This window comes from Peribacillus sp. ACCC06369, assembly GCF_030348945.1.
GTDB lineage: Bacteria > Bacillota > Bacilli > Bacillales > DSM-1321 > Peribacillus.
Genome location: NZ_JAUCEN010000002.1, coordinates 2,864,386 through 2,876,643, shown reverse-complemented (window position 1 = coordinate 2,876,643; position 12,258 = coordinate 2,864,386). Strand labels below are relative to the sequence as shown.

11 protein-coding genes are annotated in these 12,258 nt (G+C 38.6%); 8 read left to right on the top strand and 3 right to left on the bottom strand.

What is annotated here, in order from left to right:
• Nucleotides 1-297: 297 nt before the first annotated feature.
• From QUF78_RS14785 to QUF78_RS14775, 3 genes are all read right to left on the bottom strand, one after another.
• The gene (locus QUF78_RS14785; RefSeq protein WP_289325251.1) at nt 298-897 is read right to left on the bottom strand and encodes an exonuclease domain-containing protein; all 600 of its coding nucleotides are present in this window, start codon (nt 895-897) and stop codon (nt 298-300) included.
• Between the two features lie 187 nt (nt 898-1,084).
• Nucleotides 1,085-1,966: a helix-turn-helix domain-containing protein gene (locus QUF78_RS14780; RefSeq protein ID WP_289325250.1), complete on the bottom strand. Its 882-nt coding sequence runs from the start codon at nt 1,964-1,966 to the stop codon at nt 1,085-1,087.
• 273 nt (nt 1,967-2,239) lie between these two features.
• Nucleotides 2,240-2,866 carry a CAP domain-containing protein gene (locus QUF78_RS14775; RefSeq protein ID WP_289325249.1) on the bottom strand — a complete coding sequence of 209 codons (627 nt, stop codon included), beginning with the start codon at nt 2,864-2,866 and terminating at the stop codon, nt 2,240-2,242.
• A gap of 532 nt (nt 2,867-3,398) precedes the next feature.
• Here QUF78_RS14775 and QUF78_RS14770 point away from each other — a divergent pair.
• The 8 genes from QUF78_RS14770 to QUF78_RS14735 all read left to right on the top strand — a co-directional run bounded on the left by QUF78_RS14770 (nt 3,399) and on the right by QUF78_RS14735 (nt 12,073).
• A complete protein-coding gene (locus tag QUF78_RS14770; RefSeq protein ID WP_289325248.1) occupies nt 3,399-3,971 on the top strand; it encodes a GNAT family N-acetyltransferase in 573 nt (190 codons plus the stop codon).
• A 180-nt stretch (nt 3,972-4,151) separates the two neighbouring features.
• The gene (locus tag QUF78_RS14765; RefSeq protein ID WP_289325247.1) at nt 4,152-4,586 is read left to right on the top strand and encodes a DMT family transporter; all 435 of its coding nucleotides are present in this window, start codon (nt 4,152-4,154) and stop codon (nt 4,584-4,586) included.
• Between the two features lie 722 nt (nt 4,587-5,308).
• A complete protein-coding gene (locus QUF78_RS14760; RefSeq protein ID WP_289325246.1) occupies nt 5,309-6,943 on the top strand; it encodes a peptide ABC transporter substrate-binding protein in 1,635 nt (544 codons plus the stop codon).
• A gap of 133 nt (nt 6,944-7,076) precedes the next feature.
• A complete protein-coding gene (locus tag QUF78_RS14755) occupies nt 7,077-8,006 on the top strand; it encodes an ABC transporter permease (RefSeq protein ID WP_141994689.1) in 930 nt (309 codons plus the stop codon).
• Nucleotides 8,006-8,935, top strand: coding sequence for an ABC transporter permease (locus QUF78_RS14750; protein ID WP_289325245.1), 930 nt, complete (start codon nt 8,006-8,008; stop codon nt 8,933-8,935). Before QUF78_RS14755 ends, QUF78_RS14750 begins: the two co-directional genes overlap by 1 nt.
• Before the next feature lie 49 nt (nt 8,936-8,984).
• Nucleotides 8,985-9,998 carry an ABC transporter ATP-binding protein gene (locus QUF78_RS14745; protein WP_289325244.1) on the top strand — a complete coding sequence of 338 codons (1,014 nt, stop codon included), beginning with the start codon at nt 8,985-8,987 and terminating at the stop codon, nt 9,996-9,998.
• A 13-nt stretch (nt 9,999-10,011) separates the two neighbouring features.
• Nucleotides 10,012-11,004 carry an ABC transporter ATP-binding protein gene (locus QUF78_RS14740; protein WP_289316234.1) on the top strand — a complete coding sequence of 331 codons (993 nt, stop codon included), beginning with the start codon at nt 10,012-10,014 and terminating at the stop codon, nt 11,002-11,004.
• Between the two features lie 214 nt (nt 11,005-11,218).
• Nucleotides 11,219-12,073 carry a crotonase/enoyl-CoA hydratase family protein gene (locus QUF78_RS14735; RefSeq protein ID WP_289325243.1) on the top strand — a complete coding sequence of 285 codons (855 nt, stop codon included), beginning with the start codon at nt 11,219-11,221 and terminating at the stop codon, nt 12,071-12,073.
• Nucleotides 12,074-12,258: the final 185 nt, after the last annotated feature.

Here is a 12,258-nt window from a genome sequence, read left to right as displayed (position 1 = left end):
ATAGAACCCTTTTGCCTAAAGTCTTTATTGTTTTAAAATAGAATTATAAAAATTGAGGTGATGAGGATGCTTTCTAAACATATTTCAAAGGGGGTTCGGAATTTTTTAATTCCGAACCCCCTTTGTCTACAAACTGAAACAGCGTCCCGTAATTGGTCGCTGTTTTTTATTGATAACCTGAATATATGTGCCAAGCGCTTCCTGTTCACAAGGAAAAGGGAAAGATGTCAAAAAACGATTATAGTGATAAAACTATGGCGCAACCTGTACAAGAGTGTAAAAGTATTTAAACAGATGCTATACCCTTGACTTTTGAGTGGCAGGTGCATATTTCTTCATCGGATTTTTAGCAATGACATCTTTTAAATAAGGGTGACCAGAAGGGCCAGGTTTTCTCATAAGTTCCATTAGGTAAGAAATATCGTCCAGAGCTCTGTGTGTTTGGAAATTGGTGATATTATGTGCCTGCAGTAATGTTAAGAGTTTACTATTCTCGAATCCGTATTGCTTCCAAGGTACATTCCGCATCGTACAGAACCACTTTTGATCATTGATTTCCGGATACATTTGGTAGAGAAAACTTCTATCGAAAGAAGCATTATGTGCGAAAATCGAATCAGTACGGGCTATGAAGGATTTAATTTTTTCATCGTGAAAACTTTTTCCTTCAACGGAGCTGTATGGAATTCCATGAATCCTGTATGCTTGATCATAATTACTTCTTGCTTGATAGGAGAGAGGCTCCCTTAAAAATGATTCTTGATCAATAAGATTAATAATTTCCCCTGTTTCACTGCTGTATGTAAAGAGTATAAGGGCAAGTTCGATAATTTCATCGGAAGAGGGACGTAAACCAGTTGTTTCCACGTCTAGTACTAAACCTAATCTATTAGACAATTTTTTTTCCTCCAGTAGAATTTCATTAATCTATTATAGCTGACATAGGTTAGCAATTGAAAGTGTAATGTAAGGGCGAGATTGAACAATCCTGGATTAAAGCGATTTCTGATCAGACGATGCTATAAAAAAAGATAGAGAAGTGCTTTTATCAAAGCAATCTCTACCTTTTTTTATCAAATTAAGTTCAGATGAATTGTAAAATGCTCTCCAATTCATCTTCGACAATTTGTACGAATTCTTCGTTTCTTTGAAGACTGAAAATGTTCTTGGCTTGATTTATATATTGCAGTCCTTCGTCAGGTTGTTGGAGATTAATCAGATTTTTACCAGTTAAAAGATGAAGTTCTGCATATAAATATAATGATTCTATCGAATTACAAATGTTGATCCCTTTAAGGGTATAATTTAACGATTCCTGATAGTATTGAAGCTCAGTCAATGTTTGTGCTAATCCATGAATGATCTTCACGATAATTGTACCTTCTTGATTCACATGGGGAATATTCTCGATAAATTCCAATGCTTCATTAAAGATGGTTATGGCCTCTTCATAATTCTTCGTTTTAAAATGGATGATTCCGATACTATTTAGTATTGCTATCTCCTGTTGATGTAGAATGACACGTTTACCCATTGTAATCCGAATGGCCTCATTCAATAATTCTATAGTCTTTTGTTTGTCATTGTACAAATAAAAAAAAGCTATACCTTCATGCCATTTCAAGAATTGATAAAATGATATCGATTTTTCCGGTGCCGTTGCCATTTCTTTTTGGACGATTTCATAGATTGCTTCATAATTACGAGTGCGTCTATATTTGTTTATCAAAAGTTTAATGGTTTCTATGTAATTATAAATTGGTTCATTTTTGGTAGTGAAGAAGTAGGGCAGGTCAACTTTAAGTTTATCCGCAAAAAGTGCCAATTCATCAATTGTTGGAGAAGTGATGCTTCTTTCATAATCTAACAGGATATTAGGTTCACATATATCCTTAGCCAGTTCTTCTCTTGTAAGGTTTTGTTTTATTCGTAATTCGTGGATAACAGAGCCAACCTCTATTTTCATTGCAAATGCCCCTTTATACCTATGTCTAGATTTCTATTTTAACATAATTTATTTTTATCAGGAAGATAATTGAAAGATAGTATGATATAACTACTTTAACTGTTTTCCATTTGTATCCCTCCAACAAAAAAATAAATGACGAACGTTTTATTATTGAAGGTATCATACTGTAGGTGAACAGGTTCAAAATTAATGGATGAGGGGGAAAGCCGTAGATTAGGAAGGGAGGGTAATGATAAAAAAAGAGGCGGAAATCTTCCGCCTCAAAAGATTTCAATTTCCAATGAATTGCTGGGTCCAATAGTGGGTGTACTTCCCTCCTGTCACATGTCCAATTCCAATATGGGTATAGTTCTTGTTCAGAATATTGGCCTTGTGTCCGGGGCTGTTCATCCATGATTTCATGACAGCATCCGCACTGGGCTGACCTGCTGCGATATTTTCTCCTGCGTACCTGTAGCTGATCCCAAAGGATTTCATCATATCGAAAGGCGATCCGTAGGTTGGGCTTGCATGATTGAAATAATTACTATCACGCATATCTTCAGATTTCAGATTTGCAACCTTGGAAATGGCTGTATCCATTTCAAGTGAAGGGAGGCCGGATTTTGAACGTTCTTCGTTCACTAAATTAAGAACCTGCTGTTCAACTGACTGACTATTTTCTTGATCAGCTATGTGTGTGGATGTAGGCAGATTTATGATTTGTCCAATTTGTATTTGATTTGAATCTTTTATAGCGGGGTTCGTTTTAAGTAATTCGGAAATGCTGACATCGTATTCAGAAGCAATTTTCGTTAAGGTATCTCCTTTTGCTACCTCGTAAGTATCGGCTCCCAGGGCAACTGTTGGAGATAAAAGGGATAGTGACAGTGCTGATAAAAGGATTATTTTCTTCATTTTGTTTCCTCCTAGTATAATATCTGGATTGGAAGTATAGTATCCTATAAAAATTATTTTGTGTAAAATTTGGTCAATCTCATTCTTTATTGGACTGGGAAAAAGGTATCGGATGAGAACTTGAATGATAAGGGTCCAAATAACCTGGAAGTGTCAATGGTAAACCAAAATCATAGGACTTTTTGATAGATTGGAAGAATTTTCTCGTGTAGATAAAGAATCATTTTACGTTTGGCAAGCTATGTTTGTCAGGGTAAATAATAAGGACATCAAAACGAAAGTAGCTGTATAGAACAAGTGAAATAATTAAATGGTCCTAAGAACAACCTAATTGTTATTTCTTATTAGGTTAAGGCGGGAACAGGATGGTTTACGTCATTCTTACACAAACACAGGGATTTGATGTCAAAGGACATACGGAATGGCATTGTTCCCTAAAAATACGAATTTAAAAGAATTGTCCATTAAGACAGGTATCACTTCTTCATGAATAGAATTTAATAGACAGCTGAATATACGGGGGGATTCTTCGATGTGGTTTAAGGAATTGGAAACAGAAAGGCTGTGTTTAATCGAAATAGGTCACCATCATGCCGAGAGTCTGTTTGAAATTCTCTCTAAAGATGAAGTGACCAAGTATGATGGGATAGAAAGTTTAACTCTAGTTGAAGATGCCCGCCGCTTAATTGACTCGTTTAAAAGTGCTTATATAAACAAACGTGGGATGCGGTGGGGGGTTATTTTGAAAGATTCAGGCAAATTCATCGGTACCGTTGGCCTGAATCAAATGAGCCTTGCCAATAAACGTGCCGAAATAGGATATGAAATCCATCCGGATTATTGGAGGCAACATTTCACATCCGAAGCTGTTAATGAAGTATTACGCTATTGCTTCGAAGAATTAAGACTATACAGAATTGCCGCTTTAACTTTCAAGGATAATATTGCATCTAGAAACCTATTGAAGAAATTTGGATTTAAAGAGGAAGGCAGCCTCCGAAGTTATCTATTTCTTCGTGAACAATCGCATGATGCCCTGGTATTTTCCTTGTTAAGTACAGAGTATTGCCAGTTACGGCAACAAAGGAATTCAGTGATCAAATAGATTTTAGTTTAGTATAGAACATTGCAGCTGGCCCAAAGTGCCAGTTTTTTTATTTGTAGATTATCTCTCCCTTACAGATGATTTTATATCACTAAAGGACAATATACATATTTTTCATGTTAAAATGGAATGCGAATTCATTAATCGGTCCGGGTGGACATAAAAAGGAGCAAAATCATTGTGAAGATATTATTTCCGTTGCTTGCGGTCCTAGGTGGCATTACCATTGCCATACAAGGGCAAATCAATGGTGGATTAGGGAAAAAGGTGGGGGTCATTGAAGCTTCTTTCATTTCGTTTGGAATCGGGACACTCGCTTTATTATTTATTGTTTTGTTTGCTGGAAACGGAAATATTTCTGCAATTTCGACTGTACCTAAATGGCAATTGATAGGCGGACTTCTAGGGGCCATTTATGTCATTGTTATTATATTGGTTGTCCCGCAGATTGGAGTGGCCCCTGCATTGGTTGGGGTTATCGCAGGTCAGATACTGATTGGGGCTGTCATTGACCATTTCGGTTTATTTGGAGGGGTACGCATCCCTTTGGATGCGAAAAAGGTGGCAGGCATATGCTTACTTTTCGTGTCATTATATTTATTTAATCATAAATGAGTTAGAGTTAGGTTCTTTTTTCGTGGTGGCTGAAGCGTGAATATAGTTGAGAAACTGATATAATATTTCTATTCCCCTATAGTTATTCCCCATTATTTGGGATTTAAAAAATTAAAACCCAGTATTTTTTTCAGGTAATGTATTATTCTACTAAAATGTATCATTTGTTTTAAAATGGTTTGCTAGGAAAGTGGGCTTAGCAACCTAACTGACTTAAATTATTAGAATATTTAGAAAAAAATAACAATGGTAAGACAAGCGAACATATATGAATACTGGTATTAAACAATGTGGAAAAAAGATAGATGCCGAAAGTCATTTTACAATAATTAGGTTGCTCGATTCTATTTACCTATTATCTAGATCGAATTGATTAGCAATTAATTACTATCTTGTGAAAAAGTACTCATCAGTTTATTGATTTTTTGATTTATTCGTAATATACTTAAAATTCAACATCTTTAATTCGAGGTATAGTACCCTGGCGAGGTTGGAAAGAGGGTGATTTTTAACTAGTAAACTGCATTAATTGGTTTATTTAGGTAGAAACACAGATTTATGCAAACGGTTCGCTAGTTTTTTGGTGGATTCCTGCAATGAATGCTTCTCACTTTCCTCGTTGACATTCGGAATGTACTATACGAACAATTAATAGGTGGTAGAAGGATAATCTCATAAATGGGAGTATTCGAAAAAAGATTAAAGATGAGGGGGAATATTTTTTGAAAAAGTCTAAATTTTCAGTGCTTGCTCTTCTTATGGCCATCATGCTTATTCTTGCGGCATGTAACGGCGGTTCGAAGGAAACTTCGAATGAAAAAGAAGGCGGCTCGGGTGACTCAGCCAAATCAAAAGTATTAAACGTAAACAACTCAAGTGAACCTGGTTCGCTTCACCCTGCCAATGCTCAAGGTACTCATGAATCATGGATCCTTGAACATACGTTTGAGGGATTGACTAAGAAAACAGAAGAAGGCAAAATCGTGCCTGGTTCTGCAGAATCGTGGGAAATCAGTGAAGATGGATTAACATGGACATTCAAATTGAAAGATGGTTTGAAATGGTCAAATGGAGATCCGCTTACAGCCAATGACTTCGAATATGCTTGGAAATATGCTTTGAAACCGGAAACGGCTGCTGACTATGCTTACCAACTTTATTATCTTAAAGGCGGGGAAGCTTACAACAGTAAGAAAGGGAAGGAAGAGGACGTAGGGGTTAAAGCGACAGACGAACATACATTAGTAGTTACTTTGGAACAGCCTACACCGTATTTCCTTGACTTGACTTCCTTCTATACTTTCTATCCAATCAATAAAAAGGTACAGGAAGAAAATCCAAAATGGGCTTTGGATGCAAAAACACACGTATCGAACGGTCCATTCAAATTAACCGAGTGGAAACATAAAGAAAGCCTGAAAATCGAAAAGAATGAAAATTACTACGATAAAGACAAAATTAAATTGGATGCAGTTAACTTTGCTCTGATTGAAGATGAAAATACAGCATGGCAAATGTATCAGAGTGGCGAATTGGATATCGCTTATCCGCTGCCAGTGGATGTACAAGGACAATTGGTTAATTCTGGCGACAAAGAATTCAAAAACGGCGCAGAACTTGCTGTTTACTATTACAACTTTAATACGGAAGTAAAGCCTTTCAATAATGCAAAGGTAAGGAAAGCGCTTTCAATGGCTATCGAACGTAAAAAAATTACTGAAAATGTTGCTCAAGGTGGTCAAAAACCTGCCTTTGGAGTAATCCCGCCGGGCATTCCTGATGCAACTGGAGATTTCCAGGAAAATACAGGTAACCTATTTGAGGAAAACGTTGCTGAAGCCAAGAAATTGTTAAAAGAAGGTCTTGCTGAAGAAGGCATGAAAGAATTACCTGATTTTTCAATTTTGTATAATACTTTAGATACTCATAAGAAAATTGCTGAAGCCGTTCAAGGAATGTGGCGCGATAACCTGGGTGTTGAAGTGACACTTGAAAATGCAGAATTCCAAGTTAAGCTTGATCGTGAAAAAGCTGGCGACTTTGAAATTTCCCGTGCAGGATGGGTTGGTGACTATGTTGACCCAATGACTTTCATGCTTTGGGAAACAGACGGTGCCTATAATGATGCAAATTGGTCGAACAAAGAATATGATGGTTTATTAAAAGAGGCAAAATCTACAATGGATCCAAAAGAACGCATGGCTGCTTTACATAAAGCAGAGGAAGTTCTGATCGAAGAAATGCCGATCCTTCCGGTTTACTTCTATACAAAACCATATATGGTTAAATCGAATGTTACTGGAGTTTTTGCTCCGATTAATGCTTATCCGAACTTTATTTACGCGGATAAAAAATAATAGAAGGATAAAAGTGAAATGGGAGGTATGTCCGATTTAGGACATACCCCATTTTTCAATTGCGAATTTGAATATTTCATGAATTCATTTCCGTTTTCAACTCCTTAGAAAATCGATGATTGGGGTGATTACCATGTTGAGATATACATTAAATCGTTTTAAATGGGCGATTATTACTTTATGGGCAGTTATTACATTAACGTTCATCATAATGCATACGATTCCGGGAAATCCATTTGCTAAAGAAGGAGCTATGCCTCCTGCTGTTTATGAAAACCTTCAAGTCCACTATGGATTGGACAAGCCGTTGTTGACCCAATATGGGAATTATTTATTGGAAGTCGTTCAATTTGATTTTGGTCCTTCATTAAAATCCTCTTCCATTTCCGTGAATGATTACATTTTGAAGGGTTTTCCAGTGTCCTTGCACTTAGGGGCACAAGCATTGGTGATTGCCATCTTCTTTGGGCTCATTTTGGGTGTCGTGGCATCACTGAAAAGAAATAAATGGCCCGACTATTTATCAATGGTCATTGCCATCGTAGGGATCTCTGTCCCGAACTTTATCTTGGCGACTATTTTAATCAATTATTTTGCAATAAAATGGAATATATTCCCTGTTGCTACATGGGCGACATGGCAGCATACCATTTTACCATCCATTGCCCTGTCAATGATGCCTCTTGCTTTCATCGCGAGATTGATGCGGACAAGCATGCTTGAAGTAATGGGACAGGATTACATTTTGACAGCAAAGGCCAAAGGATTGAAACGGAGCGGTGTCATTATCAAACATGCCATTCGGAATGCGTTATTGCCGATTATCACGATTCTGGGTATCCTGACTGCTAATATCGTGACAGGAAGCTTCATCATTGAACGTATTTTTGGAATACCGGGCATGGGAGATATGTTCGTAAAGGGAATATCCAACCGAGACTACCCGGTCATTCTTGGTTCCACAATTGTGTATAGTGCGGTGCTTATCCTATTGATATTCATCGTTGATATAGCCTATACGTTAATTGATCCGAGAATTAAAGTGACGGGGGAGAAGAAATAATGGCAGATAAAGTGCATTTAACCGAAGATATGTTCCAACCCGCTGAAGGGAACTTTAAGGAAGCAGAAAGAATTGCCAGACCAACAGTTTCATATTGGTCTGACGTCTGGCGTCGCTTTAAAGAAAATAAACTGGCGATGACTGGATTTGTTCTTATTATCCTCTTGGTCTTGCTGGCGATTTTTGGGCCATATATTAACGGATATACTTATTATGGACAAGATTTCGAGAAAAAGAATCTTAGCCCAAATAGCGAGCACTGGTTTGGAACGGATTCAGCAGGTAGGGATCTATTCACGCGAGCTTGGTATGGTGCAAGGATATCCTTGTTCATTGGATTGATGGCTGCGCTGATTGACTTTTTGATTGGTGTCCTTTATGGCGGGATTTCAGCCATTCGTGGTGGACGCACGGATAATATCATGATGCGGTTTGCTGAAGTGATTTATGCGATTCCATACCTATTGATGGTTATCTTAATGATGGTCGTATTAAAACCTGGTATTTTGCCGATCATCATTGCGATGTCAATTACAGGCTGGATTCCAATGGCGCGACTGGTAAGGGGACAGGTTTTACAACTAAAAGAGAATGAATATATCCATGCAGCAACCATCTCTGGAGCCAATACGAGCTGGACTTTAAGAAAACACATGATTCCGAATACAATGGGACCGATCCTTGTTAATTTAACGTTGACTGTACCCACTGCTATTTTTGCCGAAGCTACTCTAAGCTTTTTGGGATTGGGAGTGCCAGCACCTCAGGCAAGTTGGGGAACATTGACAAGTGATGCCCTGGGAAGCATTTTGGTAGGGAATTTCTATCAACTATTAATCCCGGCAATATTGATTTCCTTAACCATGTTCGCGTTCAATGTTGCTGGTGACGGACTGCAGGATGCCCTAGATCCAAAACTACGGAAATAAATGAGTCCTAACATAAAGATTTGATATTACTAGAATAGGAGGGACGATGATGGAGAACCTATTGGAAGTCAACGATTTACACATCACCTTCCATACTTATGCAGGAAAAGTGCAAGCAGTACGCGGCGTGAACTTTGAAGTGAAAAAAGGGGAAGCCGTTGCCATTGTTGGAGAGTCCGGATGCGGCAAAAGTGTTACTGCGAAATCCATCATGAGATTACTGGAAACACCTCCAGCAGAGTATGGAAAAGGGTCAATAAACTTTGGCGGCAAAGACCTTATTAAAATGAGTGAAAAGGAAATGCAGAAGATTCGCGGAAATGAAATCAGCATGATTTTCCAGGATCCAATGACTTCTCTCAATCCAACGACAAAAATCGGCAGCCAAATCATGGAAGGCATTTTAAAGCATAATAAAAATATGTCCCGAAAAGATGCATACGAACGGGCGTTGGAAACGCTTAAACTGGTAGGTATTCCTCAGCCGGAAAAAAGGATGCAGCAATATCCACATGAGTTTTCAGGTGGTATGCGCCAAAGGGCGATGATAGCAATGGCTCTAGCTTGTGAACCGAAATTATTAATCGCCGATGAACCTACAACGGCATTGGATGTAACGATACAAGCGCAAATTTTGGAACTGATGAAAGATATCCAACGCAGAATGGATACTTCCATCATTTTAATCACTCATGATTTAGGTGTGGTTGCGGAAACTTGCGAACGGGTAGTCGTCATGTATGCAGGTAAGGTTGTGGAGACTGGTACAGTAGAAGCTATATTTTCAAATCCACAGCATCCATATACAAGAGGCTTGCTTAAAACGGTGCCAAGGCTGGATATGGAAAAAACGGCACCGTTGGTTCCCATTATCGGATCACCGCCCGATTTATTGGATCCGCCAAAAGGATGCCCTTTTTATCCAAGATGTGAATCCGCAATGAAAGTGTGCAAAGACCATGATCCGGAACTTGAAGTAGTCGAAGTGGGACAGACAGCCGCATGCTGGCTACACCACCCAATGGCAAAAGCAACACAGGTACAAGCACCGACTAATGTATAAAGGAGGAGAACCAATGGTTTCACTAAAAAATAAGTCAGTAAAAGAAAAGACAGTCAACGAAAATTCTCCTCTTGTTGAAATTAAGAATTTGAAGAAATATTTTCCTGTTGGTTCTCAGTCGCTGAAAGCGGTAGATGGTTTGGATCTCAAAATCTACCCAGGGGAAACGGTCGGCCTTGTTGGGGAAAGCGGTTGTGGTAAATCGACAGCCGGTCGTACAATTACCCGACTTTATGAACCGACAGACGGAGAAGTTCTGTTTCAGGGGAAAAATATCTTCGATTACAAACCGGGGGAAATGTCACATATCCGCCGTGAAATACAGATGATTTTCCAAGATCCATACGCTTCCTTGAACCCAAGGATGAAGGTGGAGGAATTGATTGGGGAACCACTTGCCATTCATGGGATATCAAAAGGTAAAGAGAGAAAAAAACGGGTGGAAGACCTGTTGAAGCTGGTTGGTTTAAGTCCGGAACATATCACTCGTTTTCCGCATGAATTCAGCGGTGGACAACGCCAGCGTATTGGAATTGCAAGGGCGTTGGCTTTAAATCCTAAATTCATCGTATGTGATGAACCGATTTCTGCCTTGGATGTTTCGATACAAGCTCAAGTAGTGAACTTATTAAAAGAGCTACAAAAAGAAATGGGATTGACTTATTTATTCATCGCGCATGATTTATCGATGGTCAAGTATATTTCAGATCGCATTTTAGTCATGTACCTTGGAAGAATGATGGAACTTTCGGATAGTGATTCTTTAACGAAAGATCCGCTGCATCCTTACACGCAAGCTTTGCTTTCTGCAGTGCCGATTCCAGACCCCACTATTAAACGGGAAAGAATCGTACTTAAAGGCGATGTACCAAGTCCGATCAATCCGCCAAGTGGCTGTGTATTCCGCACTCGCTGCCCAAAAGCGATGGAGATATGCTCCAGTGCTGCACCTGAATGGAAAGAACAAAAACCGGGGCATTTCGTTGCTTGTCATTTATATTGGTAAATAAAAAAACCAGTTGCATTTGCGACTGGTCTTTTTTTACATATTTATGTAAAATATTTTAGATAGAAGCGATTATTTTTGCAGACTAAATTAATTATCAGTTTGTAAAAATAAATAACTAGGAATCTGAAAATAAAACAGATAAAATGTAATTATATGTAAAATTAAAAATCTGTTGAATATTTCAATTTTTGAGAGAAGGAGGAGACTGATATTGTATTCCACGATAACTAGTGAAATCGTCGATCGAGTCATGATTGTTACTCTTAATCGTCCTGAAAAAATGAATGCTTTCAATGAAAAGATGTGTGAGGAGATGATCCATGCTTTTGATGAAGCGGATGAAAATGATGACGTACGAGCCGTTATTATAACTGGCGCTGGGGATGCTTACTGTGCTGGAATGGATTTGGAAAAAGGTGCAGAAACCTTTATGGATCACACTCCTTTGGTTGAATACCGCGATGCAGGGGGGATGTTGTCATTACGAATTTTTGAGATGAAGAAACCTATGATAGCGGCCATTAATGGAGCGGCAGTTGGGATTGGTATCACAATGACTTTGCCCATGGACATTAGAATTGCGTCTACAGATTCAAAAATGGGTTTTGTATTTGCGAGGCGAGGGATAACGATGGAAGCATGCAGCGGCTGGTTCTTGCCTAGGCTTGTCGGAATGGGTAAAGCTTCCGAATGGATTTTTACCGGCAGGATGATTTCGGCCAGTGAAGCATATGAGGGAAGGTTGGTAAACAAGATCGTCGAGCCGGATGAATTGATGTCTGCTGCAATGGAGATTGCATCAGACATTGCAGAAAATACATCTTCTGTCTCCGTGACGTTATCCCGGCAGTTAATGTGGACCATGCTCGGTGCTAACCATCCTGTTGAATCACATAAAATAGAATCGAAAATGATTCATTGGACCGGAAAACAAGCGGATGCAATAGAAGGGATTGAAGCGTTCTTGAAAAAAAGGAAAGCTGATTTCAAGATGAAAAGCAGTAGTGATATGCCTCCGTTTTATCCTTGGGGAACGGATCGAACATATGAAGTGGATAAGAAATAAGAAATGAATGGTAGTCAGGGAGCCTGTGGAAGTGAGTGATAATTTTTACTTTTCGGATAAATTAGGGTTTCCTTTCTTAGTGTGTTATACTGTGTTTACCATTTACTAAACTTGTTTCATGTTCCCCTATTCCCTGCGAATAGGGTTTTTTTATTTTTGCTTTTTAATCAAAAAAAACAGACCCT